The organism is Mesorhizobium sp. M0074 (assembly GCF_040322975.1).
Lineage (GTDB): Bacteria > Pseudomonadota > Alphaproteobacteria > Rhizobiales > Rhizobiaceae > Mesorhizobium.
This window is the reverse complement of the sequence record NZ_JAMYUM010000010.1, coordinates 66,378-82,522: the sequence shown is the minus strand read 5'-3', so window position 1 is coordinate 82,522 and position 16,145 is coordinate 66,378. Positions and strand designations below refer to the sequence as shown.

Below are 16,145 nucleotides of genomic sequence, written 5' to 3'. Positions count from 1 at the left end.
TGGCAGGCAGGGACACTCTTTTCGCCACGTAAGCAAAAGGCGCCCCGAAAGGCGCCTCTTAATCGCTTGATTCCCCTCAAGGAAACTGGAGCGGGTGAAGCGATTCGAACGCTCGACCCCAACCTTGGCAAGGTTGTGCTCTACCCCTGAGCTACACCCGCTCGCGCGGCTTTGGGCCGCAAGCCGCGCCTATATGGCTGAAGAGCGCGGCGATTGCAACAGGGAATTCGCAGGCTTTTTGCTTCGTCGGCAATGCGAACAAGCCTCCTGCGAGACGTCGCAAGGCAATCGCCCCCGCGTTGCGCGACGGGCTTGTCTTGGCCGCATCATTGGCCGTAAACGGCGTTAGCCGAACAAGCCGTTGAAAGCGGGCCATCAGAAGAAAGACCGATGCCGAAGACCGAAGCCGAACTTTTCGCCTTTCTTGCCGGACTCGGGATCGAGGTATCGACGCGGCGGCATCCGCCGCTGTTCACGGTCGCCGATTCGCAGGCGCTGCGCGGCGAGATTGCCGGCGGCCATACCAAGAACCTGTTCCTCAAGGACAAGAAGGACAATTTCTTCCTGGTCAGCGTCGGCGAGGAGGCGGTGGTCGATCTCAAGCATATCCACCATCTGATCGGCGCTGCCGGGCGCGTGTCTTTCGGCCGGCCGGAGATGCTGATGGAGCTTCTCGGCGTCGTCCCGGGCGCGGTCACGGTGTTCGGGCTGATCAACGACACCGAGCGAAGGATCAAGGTCGTGTTGGACGAGGAGCTGATGAGCCATGCGGTGGTCAATGCCCACCCGCTGACCAACGAAGCGACGACTTCCATCGCTGCCGCGGACCTGGTCAAATTCGTCGAGGCAACCGGACATGATGCTGTTATCTTGAAAGTCTCGGCATGATCGCCACATGGGTGACTGAAACCGGGTTCTAAAGAAGGATGTTGCGCCCGTCCCTTGGCCGGCGGCGCGACCGAAAGGCGACGAGATGAGTGATAGCAACCCCTTTGGCGGCCCATTTGGCAGCAATGGCGGCCGGTATGCCACCACCGTGCAATATGGCGGCACCGATGCCGCGCGTGAGAAGGTCGCGCTTGCTGAGGCGCCGGCCGACGTCATCAAGGACACAACGACCGCTGGATTTGCCGCCGACGTGATCCAGGAATCGCGTCACCAGCCGGTGCTGGTCGATTTCTGGGCGCCGTGGTGCGGCCCTTGCAAGCAATTGACGCCGCTGCTGGAGAAGGCGGTGAAAGCCGCCGGTGGCAAGGTCAAGCTGGTCAAGATGAATATCGACGACCATCCATCGATCGCCGGCCAGCTTGGCATCCAGTCGATCCCGGCGGTCATTGCCTTCAAGGACGGCCAGCCGGTCGACGGCTTCATGGGCGCCATTCCCGAGAGCCAGATCACGCAATTCATCCAGAAGGTCGGCGGCAAGAACGGTGGCGCGCCGCAAGTGGCCGAGGCGCTGGCCGCGGCCGCCGAAGCGCGCGACGCCGGGGACGTGCAGACGGCGGCCGACATTTACGATGCCATCCTGGAACAGGCGCCGGAGACGATCGAGGCGATCGCTGGCTTGGGCGATCTGCTGTTCGAGGCCGGCGATGCCGAAGGTGCCGAGGCGGTGCTGGCGCGGGCGCCGGAAGCAAAGAAGGATGCGCCCCAGCTCGCCGCGCTGCGGGCCAAGATGGCGCTCGCCGCGCAAGCAGCAGTGCTCGGCAATCCGGCGGAACTGGAACGGCGGCTGGCCGAAAATCCCGGGGATCACCAGGCACGGTTCGAGCTTGCCATGATCCAGAACGCCAAGGGTGATCGCATGGCGGCGGCCGACAATCTGCTGGCGATCATCAAGGCCGACCGCTCGTGGAACGACGACGGCGCCAGAACCCAGTTGCTGCAGCTCTTCGAGGCATGGGGCATGACCGACGAAGCAACGCTGTCGGCACGGCGCAAACTGTCGTCGCTGCTGTTTTCCTGAGCCGGCGCAGACTGTTTTGTCGCGCGGGCTTGCGGTGGGCCGCGGCTGCGCCAGATTAGGTTTTCGGACGGCGTTCGATTTCAGGTTTCCGGTGTTGCGCCTTGTGCCGGCCGGGAGGAGACGGATTTGGTGCGCTTCCTGACAAAGCGATCGGAGGATTGAGGTGCAGGCGGGAAACGCGCATTACCGGCTCGCTGCGGACTTACCGTCGACCATGCCGATCTTTCCGCTTGAGGGCGCATTGCTGCTGCCGGGAGGCCGCATGCCGCTCAACATCTTCGAGCCGCGCTATCTGCAGATGGTCGACGAGGCGATCGCCGGGCCGCGGCTGATCGGCATGATCCAGCCCAGCCTTGACGGTGCGCTGCGTCCCAACGGCGAGCCGGAGCTCTGCAATGTCGGCTGCGCCGGGCGCATCATTGCGCTGTCCGAGAGCGGCGACGGCCGTTACCTGATTTCGCTGCAGGGCGTGTGCCGGTTCCGTATTGTCCAGGAGCTCACGGTCAAAACACCGTTCCGGCAGTGCCGGTTGGCACCCTTTCTCGCCGATCTCGACGAGGAGCAGGCAGACGCCGAGATCGACCGGCCGGCGCTGCTCAAAGCGTTTCGCGCCTATCTGCAGGCTAACGATCTGGAGGCCGACTGGGAAAGCGTCAGCCGCGCCGAAAACGCCATGCTGGTCAACGCACTGTCGATGATGGCGCCCTACGGGCCGGCCGAGAAACAGGCGCTGCTCGAAGCGGCCGATCTGAAGACACGCGCCGAGACCCTGATCGCCATCACCGAAATGGCGCTGGCGCGCGACAATGAGGATTTCGGTTCGAGTTTGCAGTAGGTTCTTGCCTTCTCCCCTTGTGGGAGAAGGTGGATTGGCGCGCAACGCCAAGACGGTTGAGGGGTGCTGGACGGAGTGTCGTCGGTGCCAAGCTGGAACACCCCTCATCCGACCGAGCTTCGCTCGGCCACCTTCTCCCACAAGGGGAGAAGGAAGTTCGCGCTCGAAACCTTAACCCGATTGCCCTGTGGAAGGACAAACCAAATGGCGGATGGACGTGACGGGAACAGGACTGTCGACCCCAAGCTGCTGGAACTCTTGGCCTGCCCGCTGACCAAGGGGCCGCTTGCCTGGGATCCGGAGCGCGGCGAGCTTATCTCGCGGGTGGCAAAGCTTGCCTATCCGGTGCGGGACGGCATTCCGATCATGCTGCCATCGGAAGCGCGTGTCATCACCATAGATGATGCCATGCCACCGCCGCCGCGCCTGGGTGGAACGCCCTGAGTGCTGCGGTTCAGAGCCGCTCCGTCGCGATCTTTCGCGCCTCTATTGAAAATTGCGCCCTTTGGGCATGACCTTCTCTGCCTTTCCCATTAGTTCCGTTTGCGCGATGCTGCCAGGCTGAGCCTCGTCTGCACTGCTCGACGGTCTGTCCGCAGGCCTTGCCTGCTCAAGCAGCACCGACAGCCACGGCGTCAGATCCTCGACCTTCTCGGCGACGATATGGATGACGTCCGATTCCGATTGCAGCTTGCCGGTGACGCGGATGAGACGCGCGCCCATGACGATGGGGCGGAAGCGGTCAAAAGTCCTTTCCCAGAAAATGATGTTGGCGACCGCATTCTCGTCTTCCAGCGTCAGGAAAATCGCCTTGCCATTGCCCGGCCGCTGCCGCACCAGCACGAGGCCGGCGACCGAAACGCGCCGGCCGTCCCGCACCTGGCCGAGCCGCACATTGGGCGTGACGCCGGAACGATCCAGCCTTTGACGCAGGAAGGCGACCGGGTGCGCCTTCAGCGACAGGCCAAGCGAGCGGTAGTCGTGGACGACGTGCTCGCCGAGCGGCATTGTCGGGAGCCTGGTTTGGGGCTCGAGGTCGCGAAAGCGGATCGCCGGCTGGTCGAACAGCGGCAGCTTTTCGGCGGCACTCTTGCCGTCGAGCGCGCGGACCGCCCATAGAGCGTCGCGACGGTTCAATCCAAGCGACCGGAAAGCGTCGGCCTGCGCCAGTTTTTCGATCTCGTCGACGTTGAGGCCCGAGCGCAGCCAGACGTCGCGTACGGATGCATAGCCGGCGCCGCGCCTCGACACAAACGCTTCCATGCGCTCCTTCGACAGGCCCTTGACCTGGCGAAAGCCGAGCCGGACGGCATGGCTGGTCCGGATGACGCCGCGCATCTGGGCATGGCGGTCAAGGATACGATCCGGATCGAAAGGCGATTTCTCCAAGGCGCAATCCCAGCCGGAAAAATTGACGTCGACCTCGCGGATCTCGACGCCGTGGTCATGCGCGTCGCGGACAAGCTGGGCCGGCTGGTAAAACCCCATCGGCTGGGAATTCAGGATCGCGGCGCAGAACAGGTCGGGATAGAAGGTCTTGAACCAGCAGGAGGCATAGACCAGCAGGGCGAAGGAGGCGGCGTGGCTCTCGGGAAAGCCGTATTCGCCAAAACCCTCGATCTGCTTGAAGCAGCGCTCGGCGAAGTCTTTTTCGTAGCCCTTGGCGACCATGCCGTCGACCATTCTCTTGCGGTAATTGCCGATCGTGCCGGTGCGCTTGAATGTCGCCATGGCGCGGCGCAGTTCATCGGCCTCGCCCGGCCTGAAGCCGCCAGCAACGATGGCGATCTTCATCGCCTGCTCCTGGAACAGCGGCACGCCCAGCGTCCTGCCGAGTATTTTTTCCAGTTCCGGCTTGGGATATTCGGGTTTTTCCTTGCCTTGCCGGCGGCGCAGATAAGGGTGGACCATGTCGCCTTGGATCGGGCCGGGCCGCACGATCGCCACCTCGATGACGAGGTCGTAAAAGCTTTTCGGCCGCAGCCGCGGCAGCATCGACATCTGCGCGCGCGATTCGATCTGGAAGACGCCGATCGTGTCGGCACGGCAGATCATGTCGTAGACGTGCCTGTCCTCGGCAGGCAGCGTGGCCAGCACATAGGGCCGGCCATACGCGTCTCGCGCCTGCGGGTAATGATCCTGGAGCAGCGTGAAGGCGCGCTGCAGGCAGGTCAGCATGCCGAGCGCCAGCACGTCCACTTTAAGGATTTTCACCGCGTCGAGATCGTCCTTGTCCCACTCGACCATCTTGCGCTCGTCCATCGCCGTCTTGACGATGGGCACGATCTCGTCGAGCCGGTCGCGGGTGATGACGAAACCGCCGACATGCTGCGACAAATGACGGGGAAAGCCCATGATCTCGTTGGCGCATTCGATCACATGCCTTGTCGATGGATCGGTCTGATCGAGGCCGCCGGCCTTTGTCTCCTTTTCGCCGAGCTCCGAGGTCGACCAGCCCCAGATCGAACTGGACAGCGCGCCCCGGACGTCGTCCGACAGGCCCATCGCCTTGGCCACTTCGCGCATCGCCGAGCGGCCCCGGTAGCTGACGACGGCGGCGGCCAGCGCGGTGCGCTTGGTGCTGTATTTGGAATAGATGTACTGGATGACCTCCTCGCGCTTTTCATGCTCGAAATCGACGTCGATGTCGGGCGGCTCGTTTCTTTCCTCGGAAATGAAGCGTTCGAAAAGCGTTTCGATCTTGTCCGGGCCGACTTCGGTGATGCCAATGCAGAAGCAGACGATCGAGTTGGCGGCAGAGCCGCGCCCCTGGCAGAGAATGTTCTGGCTGCGGGCGAATTTGACGATGTCGTGGACAGTCAGGAAATAGCGCGCGTAGTTCAGACGCTCGATCAGAGCGAGCTCCTCCTCGATGCGCTGCGTCACAAAAGCGGGCACGCCCGAGGGGTAGCGGATGGCGGCTCCCTCCTTGGCCAGCCTTTCCAGTTCGGCCTGCGGCCCAAGACCCGATTCCGTCGGCTCGTCGGGATAGTTGTATTGCAGGTCACTGAGCGAGAAGGTCAGCTCGCCGGCAAAACGCAGCGTTTCCGCCAGCGCTTGCGGATGCCTGCGGAAAAGCCGTGCCATCTCCAGCGGCGGCTTTAAGTGACGCTCGGCATTGGCCGCCAACTCCAGCCCCACCTCGGCGACGGGCACATTGAGGCGGATCGCCGTCAGCACGTCCTGCAGCGGGCGCCGTTCCGACGTATGGTAGAGAACATCGTTGGTCGCCATCAACGGGATGCCGGCCAGCTCCGCCATCGCCGCCGCCTGCTCGATACGGAAGCGGTCGTTGCCGCGGTAATCCGGCGAAACCGCAAGCCGCAGGTTTTCACCGAAACGATCCTTGAGCCGGCTAAGGAGTGCGAGGCTGGTTTCCGCGTCCGCCGACACATCCGGCAGTATGGCGAGCGACAGGAGATCGCCCCATTCGAGAAGATCGTTCTGTTTGAGGAGCGTCGCCCCTTTTTCGTTCTCGTCTCGCAGATTGGCCCGCGTCAGCATGCGGCAGAGATGACCCCAACCCTTGCGATCCTGCGGGTAGGCGAGGATGTCCGGCGTGCCGTCGCAAAAAACCAGGCGGCAGCCGGGATGATAGGAAACACCCTCCACCTTGGCCTGCTGCCAGGCGCGCACCACGCCCGCCACCGTGTTGCGGTCGGCGAGACCGATCGCCGAAAACCCCAGGAATTTTGCCGCGACCACCAGCTCCTCCGGTTTCGAGGCACCGCGCAGAAACGAGAAGTTCGACTGGATGCCGAATTCGGCATAGGGGTTGGCCGTCAGCGCATTCATGCGAAGATCCCATGCATGAACCAGCGCGGCGAGGGCTGCGAGGCGCCGTAAAGGCCCTGGCGATAGAGCCAGTAACGGCGGCCGTCGGCATCCTCGATGCGGAAATAATCCCGGGTCGGGGCATCTTCTCGTCCCGCCGCCCCTCGCCACCATTCCGGCGCGATGCGCTCCGGCCCTTCGGCGCGCGCGACCCGATAGAGCGCGCGCCGCCAGCGGAAGTTCAAAGGCGGGCCTTCCGGCATTTCGGTGGCCGGCACCTCGATCGGCTCGGGCGAACGGAAAAGCCGGATCGGCCGTTCCGGCTGGAAGACGGTCGTGGGAGCGTCCTTCGCCTTGTCCGGCTGCTTCGGCGGCGAGCTTCTCTGCGGCGCCTCCGTGAAGGGAAGGGTGGCGACGGCGCGCTCCGGCAAATGGCTCTCGACGGCGACCGTCTTCAAGACCGCGCCTTCGCCGAGCCGGGCGCGAATGCGGTCGGCAAAAAGCGCGATATCGGCACCGTCGTCGCTCGTCTCGCCGGCAAGGTCGGCCTGCTGCATGTCGAAGGCGGCGGCGGTCAGCACCGAAAGGCGCACAAGATCGAAGCCATAGCCGGCGTCGATATCCTGTTCGAGCGCGGCAAGCCTTTCGTGGAACAATTTCTGGATCAGCCGCGGCTCGCGCAGAGGCCGCGAGGTGCCGACGGCGATGCGGCTGACGCCGCCATCGACGCGGAAAAGCAGCAGCGCCAGCCGCCTTGCGCCCTCGCCGCGACGCTCGAGGTCGCTCTTCAAGGTGGTCGCCAGCATGCCGGTCAGCCGCTCGATGTCCTCGGTCAGCATGATCGGCTCGGCAAGGTGACGCTCGACCGAAAGCGGTGCCACCGGCAGGCGCGGCGACACGGCCTCCTCGAGGCGGCCAAGCGCCTGGTCGAGGCGCAAGAGCAGCGATGCGCCGAAGCGGCGGGCCAGCGGCGCGCGCGGTGCCGCCATGACGGCGCCCGCCGTGCGCAGGCCGACGCTTTCGAGGCTGGCGCGTACCTCCGGGTCGATGCGCAGCGCCGCCAGCGGCAAGGGCGCGAGAAGCGCTTCCTCCTCACCATCGGGCACGATGCGGTCGCCAGCAAACCGCGCCGCCGCCCAGGCAGCACCAGGCGTGGCGGCAAGCCCGGCGCGGACATCGAAGCCCTGATGGAAAAAACGCGACAGGATATCGTCCAGCATCGAGCGTTCGCCGCCGAAAAGATGGGTGCAGCCGGTGACGTCGAGATAGAGGCCGTCGGTCCCGTCAAGCGCCACCAGCGGGGTATAGCGGTCGCACCAGTCGGCGAGGCCTTCGAGCAGGCGCCGGTCGGCCTCCGGATCGGCCTCCACGATGTCGATCGAGGGATGCATGGCGCGTGCGTCGGCTATGCCCATGCCGCGCTTCAGATTAAGCGCCTCGGCCCGCTCGTCGAGGGCGGCGATGCGCTGGGCGTTCCGGTCGCGGTGACTGATCACCAGCGGCAGGTGATCCGACGGCCGGGAACGCCAGGACCGCCCCAGACGCTGCCGCAGGATCCTCTCGGCGGCGAGATGCGGAAACCACAGGGATAGGATTCTTTGGCCGTTCTGGGGCCCATTCCTGAGACCTTCCTTGCTCGCCCCGTCTTTCTTCGAATATGCGTTCATCGGGGTTCCACTCCAGTGTGAATTTTCCGGGCAAGGCCGTGCGGCTCTTGCCGATGGCGACGGTGAAGGCGGGTCGGCCGATCGAGCCGGCGAGCGGCCCGGCAAGCGTCTTACGCGTTGCCGCCGGTGCCGCCGACAGGATGAGGCGGACGGGCGCTGCCGTCGGTTCGGGCTCGCCGGCCTGGCGCAGCAGGAACAGCGGCCGGCCCGCACTCTGCGCGCGGGCGTGCAGCCGCCGCGTCGCGGTGAGGTCAAGCCGCTGCGGGCTGCCGCGGATTTCGAGGATGACGGCGGCCAGCGCCGTCATCCGGGCAGCCTCCTCGGCGATCCACAGCGCATCGAGCAGCCTTGGCGCCTCGGAAAACAGCAATTGCTCCGGCTCGATGCCGAAGAAGGCGTGAAGCCCCCTGGCATAGGGAAAGCCGGCCTCGCGGAAAACCTCGGATGTGCCGATCCACAGCACCGGCAATCGCGGCCCCTGGCTGAGGATCAGGCTGACGAGCGACAAGGCAAAACCGGCAACGGCCCCGGCATCGCGGGTCGCGGCGCCATGAAACTCGCTCACCGCCGCCTTCGGCAGGCCGCCGCTCAGCGCAGCATCGAGGCGCTCGGCGCCGGTGCGCAAAAACGCATCGGGCGGCGCCACGGCGAGGCCGCGCCGGACAATGGTCAGATTCCGAGCGGGTGTCGGATGCCGAGAGGGTGTCAGACTCTGACGAGGGACATCCGCGTCAAACGACGAACTGGCCGGCGCCTCCAGGCGCTCGGGCAAGGTCCCTTCGATCTTCGCGATCTGGCGGCGCAGGGCAAAAACAGTCTCCCGCGCCACGGCGCTTGTCGCCATGACGGTCAGCTTCCACTCACAATTGTTCCTGTTATGTTCCCTATAAATTCCAGAGGCCGCTCGAAGAGTCAAGCGGAGTCATGGGGAATTTATTCCCAGAAAGAGCAACCCGAGCTTTTCAAGGAAACCGCTCGGGAGGCTGGGTTCATAAAAAAGGGGCGGCTTTTGACTCTAGCCTGAAGCCAATTCTGAAGCGACACGTCTCAAATATTGGGCGGTAAAGTCGGCGATTTGATCGACTTCTTCATCGTCATATTTGCGAAAGCTAAAGCGGCTGAAGCTAGGGTCGATAGCTTGGAGGGGTTTTCGTAGGGGACCGCGAAAATTCCTCATTTGATGGTTCCCCTCATATGCCAATACGTCTGCGCATTGAAGCGGTGGGTGCCTGGTTTTTGAGCCGAAATTGAAAGTCGCCGATTTTCCCGGAAAATGCCGCTGGACTTGCTGGAACGCCTCAGTCGCCGCCGCGCTGTACTGGTTGGCTTCATGGACGAATGCGATGTTATCGTGGCCTTCCGATGCGAGTTTCTCCCACGTGCTGCGAAGGGCCCATTGCAGGCAGATGTAGTACCAGCCGCGTACCATGTCTTCCGGCTTGATGGCTAAGCTATGTTTGTGAGCCAAGACCTCGCTCAGTTTCCGCCTGTCGACGGCGGCGATAATGCCCCGAATGTAGTGGTTTTTGACTACCGGCAGGATGCACTTGACGTGTCTATCTCGCTTTTCGCGGGTCCACCCTTCGTACTCCCCATGCCTGTTATGGCAATCGACCGAGTGGTGAATTTTTATCGGCGCCTTCGCCACGATCCAATCGAGGGTCCAGATCTGCCAGTCTTCTTTTGAAGCCCAAACGGCGGATACGGAAAGAATTTGCGAGTCATGGTCAGTGCCAGATTCGTCTAGGTAGACCTCAATCACCACCACCAAACCTTCCCGAGGGGCAAGAAAGGTGTCGCGGAACTCTAGGACGCGCCTTCCACCATTTCCGCCGACTCATCGGCTCGAAATTTGTTCAGCACGGTACCACCTCCTTAGCGCGTACGCGAATTACGACACGCTGAATTTATTCCTGCTTATGATCCTGGGGCAAAGGCGGCAGCCCCGCTATTTGCCGAGTCCGGCCTGAAAGCCTATATGCCGGGATCAAAGGACAAAGCATGGCTCGCATCTACCAAACACGCATCTGGCACGACCAGCTTTCGCCAACGATGGAGGAAATTGAGCTCTTGGCGCTGGAGGCCTATGCCCATCTGCCGGAGGACTTTCGCAAGTTGACCGGCGAGATCGTCATTCAGATCGCCGAATTCCCGACCGACGAGATCATGGACGACCTTTCGCTGGAAACGCCCTTCGACCTGCTCGGCCTGTTCGAGGGGCGCGGCATCGCCGAGCGCTGGAACCCGCAGACCGGCGAGGGGCCGAACCGCATCACGCTCTATCGCCGCGCCATCCTCGACTATTGGGCCGAGAACGAGGAAACGCTGGGCGACATCGTCACCCATGTGCTGATCCACGAGATCGGCCACCATTTCGGCCTGTCGGACGACGACATGGAGAAGATCGAAGAAGCGGCGGAGTAGGGGGTGCCGATCGGCTGAGGTTACGCAACAGTCCGACGTCTCATTCCTTCGCGCCCCCCTCTGTCCTGCCGGACATCTCCCCCACTTGGGGGGAGATTGGCAGCTTCGCCGACCGCGCCCTCTTTCTAACATTGAGATTTGGCGAAGCCCGGGATGATGGCCGATCTCCCCCCGCGTGGGGGAGATGTCCGGCAGGACAGAGGGGGGCGCTGTCCCGCGGACATCTCGCCGCGATTTCAGCGTCTACCAATCGCTGAGCTTGGTGTCGGGGCCGTATTCCTGGCCCTCGATATCCTTCACCACCGCCTGGCCGCAGCGCATGGTCTTGGCCTCCTTGTCATAGGCATAGGTCGGCGAGCCGAACAGGTGCCAGCCCTTGTTCAGCGCCGCCGTCACCTTGTGGCAGAAGCTGGCATCGTCCGGGCCGGACAGAAAGCGGTAGAGTTTCATTCTTCAATCCTGTCGTCAGTTACGTTAGTCATGCGCGAACAGCGGCGGCCTTCGCCAGCAGTTTTTCGGCCTGCGCCAGATGCAGCCGCTCGACCATCTTGCCGTTCAGCGCAACTACCGCCCTACCGGCATTTTCGGCGAACGCGAAGGCATCCTTGACCGCGCGCGCCTCGGCTATTGCTTCGGGCGACGGTGCAAAGGCGCGGTTCGCGGCTTCGATCTGAGCTGGGTGGATCAGCGACTTGCCGTCAAAACCCATGGCGGCCGCTTCCGTGCACTCGCGCGCAAACCCGTCCATATCGCGAAAATCATTGAAGACGCCATCGAGCAGGTCGAGGCCGCCGGCACGCGCCGCGAGCACCATTTGCATCAGCCATGGCACGAGATAGCGCCGATCGGGCGTGGCGAGAATGCCGGTGTCCTTGATCAGGTCGTTCGTTCCGGCAACGAAACAAACCAGGCGAGAGGCTGGGTCGCGGCCGAGCTCGGCGATCGGCCCGATATTGAGCAGCGCCTTGGGCGTCTCGATCATCGCCCACAGCTTGACCTCGTCCGCGATAAAATTGTCGTCGAGCACGTCGCCGGCCTCGAGGATGTCGCGCGGCGTGTCGACCTTGGGCAGCAGGATGGCGTCGGGCGTGCATTTTGCCGCGGCCGGCAGATCGTCGGCGCCCCATTCGCTCGACAGCGCATTGATGCGCACCACCATCTCGCAGCGCCGGTTGGAATGGCCGGCGAAAATCGCCGCCAGCTTTTCGCGCGCGGAAGGCTTGTCGGCCGGGGCGACGGCGTCCTCGAGATCGATGACGACGGTATCGCAGGCCAGCGATTGGATCTTGGCCAGCGCCTTGTCGTTCGAAGCCGGGACGTAAAGCACCGAGCGGCGCGGGCGGTAGCTTTCGGTGGTCATCTCCGATCTATGCCGTCTGCAGCCGGCCGAGGCAAGCCGTGCATAAAAACTGCACGCAATTTCGGAAAATCTCCTCGTCTCCGCCCCGCTTGCCACCCGACCGGATGCGACAAGGGCGGCATGCAAGAGCGAACGAACTCCCGTTGGTCCCTGCCATACCGGCTTCGCCGCGAAAGCTGGTGGCTCGTCGATCCGCCCCGGACTTCGGTAAACCTCCTCCCTTTCGTCCGGAAATCCCCGCCCACCGGCCGCATCAAAGCCGCCGAGAAAGCCCGATCATGACAGTATTCCTCTCGGCGGCGCCGAGCTATTGCAACCGCTTCGGCGTTGCCGTCCTGCTCGTCGCGCTGGCCGATTTTTTCTTCTATGGCCAACCGGCGGGCATCACGCTTTTCCTGTTCGGCGTTGCGATTGCAGCGGCGAGCATGGCTCTCCATCCTCTCGGCGCCTTCAACGATGGCAGGTTCTGGTTCAAGCCGGTTGCGCTGTTTATGGCGCTGCTGCCGCTTGTGGAAAATGTCAGCGCACTGTCCGTCTCGATCGCGCTGGCGGCGACGGCCATCTTCGCGCTTTCACTGGCCGGACGGTTGCGGCGCGGCCTTGCCCGTATTGCCGGCCAACTCTCGCTGTTCCTGCTTGCAACGCCATTTCGGCTCGTCCTGGATTTCTTCCGCTGGCGCATGGCGGCGCGGCGGCTTGGCCGGCGGCGCGTGCGCCTTGCGGCGATCGCCGTCTGGGTCATGCCGCTGGGCCTCGGCGCAGTGTTTCTCGCGCTGTTCGGCGCCGCCAATCCGGTCATCGAATACTGGTTTTCACTGATTGATCTCTTCGCCCTGCTCAACCTCACGCAGTTGCCGCGTCTTGCCTTCTGGCTGTCCGTGCTCGTCGGCCTATGGGCCTTTCTGCGGCCGCGCCTGCCGCGGTTTCTCCGGCATATTCCCCGGTTGGGAACGCCTGCCAGCACACCTACGAGGCCAGCCATAAGTCCCACCATCGAGGACATCGTCTTCGGCAAGGCCGCTATCCTCCGCGCGCTCGTCGTCTTCAACATCCTGTTCGCGGTGCAGAGCGCACTCGACGCCACCTATCTGTGGGGCGGCATCGCGCTTCCCGACGGGCTGACCTATGCCACCTACGCGCATCGCGGCGCTTATCCGCTGATCGTCACGGCGCTGCTGGCCGCCGGCTTCGTGCTGGCGGCGCTGCGGCCGGGAAGTGCGACCTCCGGTGATCCGCTCATCCGCCGGCTGGTTTATGCCTGGGTGGCGCAGAACATCCTCCTGGTGATCTCGTCGATCCTGCGGCTCGATCTCTATATCGGTATCTATGCGCTGACCTATTGGCGTGTCGCCGCCTTCGTCTGGATGGGGCTGGTGGCGGCGGGCCTTGTCCTGATCATAGCCCGCATCGCGCGCGAAAAGTCCAACGAATGGCTGCTTTCCGCCAATCTTCTGACGCTATCGGCGACGCTCTATGCCTGCTCGTTCATCAACTTTGCCGCGCTGATCGCCAACTACAATGTCGACCATTGCTTCGAAATGACCGGCCAAGGCACCCATCTCGACGTCTGGTACCTGCGCTCGCTCGGGCCCGGCGCCTTGCCGGCGCTCGATCGCTTCGTCCGGCACCAGAGCAGGACGGTTTCCGCGGAGGATGCCTCCATCCGCGAACTCGCCGGCTGGTATGCACAGGACGAAGCACGCTTCCGCGCCGGTCAGGAAAACTGGCGGGGCTGGAGCTTTCGTGACTGGCGGCTCAACCGCGCCCTCGACAGGCGTGGCCCGTTCGTGGTTCCTCCGATGTCCGAACCCTTCATGCCGGGCCGCTGATTTGATGCCGCACCACATACTGGTCGCCGACGACGACCCGCACATTCGCGAAATCATCTGCTTCGCGCTGGAAAAGGCCGGCATGAAAACGCTGGCGGTGCCGGACGGCGCGGCTGCCTTGCAGGCGATAGAGCGCCATGCGCCCGATCTCGTCGTGCTCGACATCGGCATGCCGGAAATGGACGGGCTGGAAGTGTGCCGGCGGCTGCGCCACACATCCGACCTGCCGGTGCTGTTCCTGTCCGCGCGGGATGAAGAGATCGACCGCGTCCTCGGGCTGGAGATGGGCGGCGATGATTATGTCACCAAGCCGTTCAGCCCGCGCGAGCTGGTCGCCCGCGTCAACGTCATCCTGCGCCGCGCGCGGCCCACGCCGGAACCAGCCGACGACCGGCAATTCTCGCATGGCAGACTGTTGCTGGTTCCGGCAAGCCATACAGCCAGCTTCGACGGCAAGCCGCTGGCGCTGACGTCGATCGAATTCGCGATCCTGAAAGGCTTTTTGGCGCGGCCGGCGTATGTGCTTGGCCGCGACATGGTGATGGCCAACGCCTATGCGGCCAATATCCATGTCGCAGACCGCACCGTCGACAGCCATATCCGCAATATCCGCGCCAAGCTGGCGGCCGTCGGCTGCGTCGATGCGATCGAGACCGTGCACGGCGTCGGTTTTCGGCTGGGCGGATGCGGCGCGTGAGCGCCCAAGAACTGATTGGCAGCAAATGGCGGCCTCGCCTCGCCACGGTCGTCATCGCCATCCTGATCATGGTGATGGCGCTGCCGCTGGCCGGCCTGTTTTTCTTCCGGCTCTACGAGAACCAGCTGATCAGGCAGACCGAGGCCGAGCTGATCGCCCAAGGCGCCGCCCTTGGCGCGATCTATGCGCAAGAGGTTCGCGAGGCCGGCCTTGCCCCGGAAAAGCTCGGCGCACCCGTGCCTTCACCCAACACCAGCGATCGGGCCTCTCCCTACCAGCCAATCGAACCGCGCCTCGATCTTGCGTCCGACAGGATCCTGCCGACCCGGCCCGCGGCCACCGCGGCCAGCGCCGACCCCGCCTGCGGGGCAATCGGCGCACGCCTGTCGGGCATTCTTGCCGAGACGCAGAAGACCACGCTCGCCGGCTTCCGGCTGCTCGATCCCAGAGGCGTGGTCATCGCCGGCCGTGAGGAGGCCGGCCTGTCGCTCGCCGCTGTCGACGAGGTTGGCGCAGCGCTTGCCGGCCGCTACGCCAGCGCGCTCAGGCTGCGGGTTCCCGACCAGCCGTCGCCGCCGCTCTATTCGGTCAGCCGCGGCACCAAGGTTCGCGTCTTTGTCGCCATGCCGGTTGCGGTCTCCGGCAAGGTCGCCGGCGTCGTCTATCTGTCGCGGACGCCGAACAACATCGTCAAGCATCTCTATGGCGAGCGCGGCAAGGTGGCGCTGGCGGCAATCACCATCCTCGGCGGCGCGCTGCTGATCGGGCTGGTCTTCCTGCGCGCCGTCAGCCGTCCGATCTATGCGCTGATGGAACGCACGAAACGCATCGCCGCCGGCGACCGCGCGGCGATCAGGCCGCTCGATCACCACGGCACGCGCGAAATGGGTGAACTCTCTGCTGCTTTCCTCGACATGGCCGAAAAGCTGCACGCACGCTCCGACGGCATCCAGACCTTTGCCACCCACGTCTCGCACGAGCTCAAATCGCCGCTGACGGCGATCCAGGGGGCCGCCGAACTGCTGCGCGATTCGGGCAGCGCGATGGACGAGGCCGAGCGGCGGCGCTTTTCGGACAATATCGTCACCGATGCCGGCCGGCTCAATCTGCTGGTGCGCCGCCTGCTCGACCTGGCGCGCGCCGAAAATCTCGAGCCGAGCGGCGAAAGCACGTCGCTCACTGCTGCACTGGCGCTGCTGCCGGCCGACGACAGGCTGGCGGTGCGCGTCGAGGCGGGCACCGAGATCGGGCTGCGCATATCGGCCGAAAACGCTGCGATCGTGCTGGCCAATCTCATCGACAATTCGGCGCGGCACGGCGCGACGCTGGTATCGGTCACAGCCGCAAAAGCGGACGGCAAGGCCACCATCGTGGTCGCTGACGACGGCGCCGGCGTTTCGCCCAGCAACCGAGGCCGCATCTTCGAGCCGTTCTTCACCACGCGCCGCGATTCCGGCGGCACCGGCATGGGCCTCGGCATCGTGCTGGCCCTCCTGAAAGCGCATGATGGCACGATCCGGCTGGTTGACTCGGCGAGCGGCACGCGCTTCGAAATCATCCTGCCGGCGGCGTGACTCGGCGGTTCAGATCGGA

The 16,145-nt window shown here is 64.1% G+C and carries 14 protein-coding genes and 1 tRNA gene; 8 read left to right on the top strand and 7 right to left on the bottom strand.

Features of this window, described 5'->3' with window-relative positions; all coding sequences use genetic code 11:
- Positions 1-86: 86 nt before the first annotated feature.
- Positions 87-161 (bottom strand) — tRNA-Gly (locus NKJ73_RS15620).
- A gap of 229 nt (positions 162-390) precedes the next feature.
- Between NKJ73_RS15620 and NKJ73_RS15615 the strand changes: the two genes are divergently transcribed.
- From NKJ73_RS15615 to NKJ73_RS15600, 4 genes are all read left to right on the top strand, one after another.
- Positions 391-888, top strand: coding sequence for a prolyl-tRNA synthetase associated domain-containing protein (locus NKJ73_RS15615; protein WP_352570069.1), 498 nt, complete (start codon positions 391-393; stop codon positions 886-888).
- An 85-nt stretch (positions 889-973) separates the two neighbouring features.
- Positions 974-1,966 (top strand): thioredoxin, encoded by a 993-nt coding sequence (gene trxA, locus NKJ73_RS15610; protein ID WP_352458335.1) that lies wholly within the window; start codon positions 974-976, stop codon positions 1,964-1,966.
- 163 nt (positions 1,967-2,129) lie between these two features.
- On the top strand, positions 2,130-2,801 hold the full coding sequence (locus NKJ73_RS15605; protein WP_352450238.1) for an LON peptidase substrate-binding domain-containing protein: 672 nt from the start codon (positions 2,130-2,132) through the stop codon (positions 2,799-2,801).
- Positions 2,802-3,005: 204 nt separating this feature from the next.
- Entirely contained in the window at positions 3,006-3,245 is a 240-nt protein-coding gene (locus NKJ73_RS15600) for a Trm112 family protein (RefSeq protein WP_023675986.1), read from the top strand.
- Positions 3,246-3,287: 42 nt separating this feature from the next.
- On the opposite strand, the gene NKJ73_RS15595 is transcribed toward NKJ73_RS15600, so the two are convergent.
- The 4 genes from NKJ73_RS15595 to NKJ73_RS15580 all read right to left on the bottom strand — a co-directional run bounded on the left by NKJ73_RS15595 (position 3,288) and on the right by NKJ73_RS15580 (position 10,010).
- On the bottom strand, positions 3,288-6,596 hold the full coding sequence (locus NKJ73_RS15595; RefSeq protein ID WP_352570067.1) for an error-prone DNA polymerase: 3,309 nt from the start codon (positions 6,594-6,596) through the stop codon (positions 3,288-3,290).
- Positions 6,593-8,071, bottom strand: coding sequence for a DUF6504 family protein (locus NKJ73_RS15590; RefSeq protein ID WP_352570065.1), 1,479 nt, complete (start codon positions 8,069-8,071; stop codon positions 6,593-6,595). Before NKJ73_RS15590 ends, NKJ73_RS15595 begins: the two co-directional genes overlap by 4 nt.
- The gene (locus NKJ73_RS15585; protein WP_352570063.1) at positions 8,004-9,086 is read right to left on the bottom strand and encodes an ImuA family protein; all 1,083 of its coding nucleotides are present in this window, start codon (positions 9,084-9,086) and stop codon (positions 8,004-8,006) included. Before NKJ73_RS15585 ends, NKJ73_RS15590 begins: the two co-directional genes overlap by 68 nt.
- 171 nt (positions 9,087-9,257) lie before the next feature.
- Positions 9,258-10,010 carry a DUF3800 domain-containing protein gene (locus tag NKJ73_RS15580; protein WP_352570062.1) on the bottom strand — a complete coding sequence of 251 codons (753 nt, stop codon included), beginning with the start codon at positions 10,008-10,010 and terminating at the stop codon, positions 9,258-9,260.
- Positions 10,011-10,243: 233 nt separating this feature from the next.
- Here NKJ73_RS15580 and NKJ73_RS15575 point away from each other — a divergent pair, with 233 nt between their 5' ends.
- Positions 10,244-10,666 (top strand): metallopeptidase family protein, encoded by a 423-nt coding sequence (locus tag NKJ73_RS15575; RefSeq protein ID WP_023680515.1) that lies wholly within the window; start codon positions 10,244-10,246, stop codon positions 10,664-10,666.
- Positions 10,667-10,909: 243 nt separating this feature from the next.
- Here the strand turns inward: NKJ73_RS15575 and NKJ73_RS15570 are convergent, their stop codons facing one another.
- Together NKJ73_RS15570 and NKJ73_RS15565 are read right to left on the bottom strand one after the other, a co-directional pair.
- Entirely contained in the window at positions 10,910-11,116 is a 207-nt protein-coding gene (locus tag NKJ73_RS15570; RefSeq protein ID WP_352458330.1) for a DUF1737 domain-containing protein, read from the bottom strand.
- Positions 11,117-11,144: 28 nt separating this feature from the next.
- Positions 11,145-12,026: an HpcH/HpaI aldolase/citrate lyase family protein gene (locus NKJ73_RS15565; RefSeq protein WP_352570060.1), complete on the bottom strand. Its 882-nt coding sequence runs from the start codon at positions 12,024-12,026 to the stop codon at positions 11,145-11,147.
- 278 nt (positions 12,027-12,304) lie between these two features.
- On the opposite strand from NKJ73_RS15565, the gene NKJ73_RS15560 reads away from it, so the two are divergent.
- The 3 genes from NKJ73_RS15560 to NKJ73_RS15550 are packed head-to-tail and all read left to right on the top strand — an operon-like array spanning position 12,305 to position 16,126.
- Complete coding sequence (locus tag NKJ73_RS15560) at positions 12,305-13,855, top strand: DUF4153 domain-containing protein (protein ID WP_352570058.1); 1,551 nt, start codon at positions 12,305-12,307, stop codon at positions 13,853-13,855.
- Between the two features lie 4 nt (positions 13,856-13,859).
- Entirely contained in the window at positions 13,860-14,552 is a 693-nt protein-coding gene (locus tag NKJ73_RS15555; protein WP_352450230.1) for a response regulator transcription factor, read from the top strand.
- The gene (locus tag NKJ73_RS15550; protein ID WP_352570057.1) at positions 14,540-16,126 is read left to right on the top strand and encodes an ATP-binding protein; all 1,587 of its coding nucleotides are present in this window, start codon (positions 14,540-14,542) and stop codon (positions 16,124-16,126) included. The genes NKJ73_RS15555 and NKJ73_RS15550 overlap by 13 nt, the downstream gene beginning before the upstream one ends.
- The last annotated feature ends 19 nt before the right edge of the window (positions 16,127-16,145 follow it).

Excerpts from the sequence above, each read along its gene's own strand:
- NKJ73_RS15615 (WP_352570069.1), top strand. The coding sequence starts at position 391 with ATGCCGAAGACCGAAGCCGAACTTTTCGCCTTTCTTGCCGGACTCGGG.
- trxA (WP_352458335.1), top strand. The coding sequence starts at position 974 with ATGAGTGATAGCAACCCCTTTGGCGGCCCATTTGGCAGCAATGGCGGC.
- NKJ73_RS15600 (WP_023675986.1), top strand. The coding sequence starts at position 3,006 with ATGGCGGATGGACGTGACGGGAACAGGACTGTCGACCCCAAGCTGCTG.
- NKJ73_RS15595 (WP_352570067.1), bottom strand. The coding sequence starts at position 6,596 with ATGAATGCGCTGACGGCCAACCCCTATGCCGAATTCGGCATCCAGTCG.
- NKJ73_RS15585 (WP_352570063.1), bottom strand. The coding sequence starts at position 9,086 with ATGGCGACAAGCGCCGTGGCGCGGGAGACTGTTTTTGCCCTGCGCCGC.
- NKJ73_RS15575 (WP_023680515.1), top strand. The coding sequence starts at position 10,244 with ATGGCTCGCATCTACCAAACACGCATCTGGCACGACCAGCTTTCGCCA.
- NKJ73_RS15570 (WP_352458330.1), bottom strand. The coding sequence starts at position 11,116 with ATGAAACTCTACCGCTTTCTGTCCGGCCCGGACGATGCCAGCTTCTGC.
- NKJ73_RS15565 (WP_352570060.1), bottom strand. The coding sequence starts at position 12,026 with ATGACCACCGAAAGCTACCGCCCGCGCCGCTCGGTGCTTTACGTCCCG.
- NKJ73_RS15560 (WP_352570058.1), top strand. The coding sequence starts at position 12,305 with ATGACAGTATTCCTCTCGGCGGCGCCGAGCTATTGCAACCGCTTCGGC.
- NKJ73_RS15555 (WP_352450230.1), top strand. The coding sequence starts at position 13,860 with ATGCCGCACCACATACTGGTCGCCGACGACGACCCGCACATTCGCGAA.
- NKJ73_RS15550 (WP_352570057.1), top strand. The coding sequence starts at position 14,540 with ATGCGGCGCGTGAGCGCCCAAGAACTGATTGGCAGCAAATGGCGGCCT.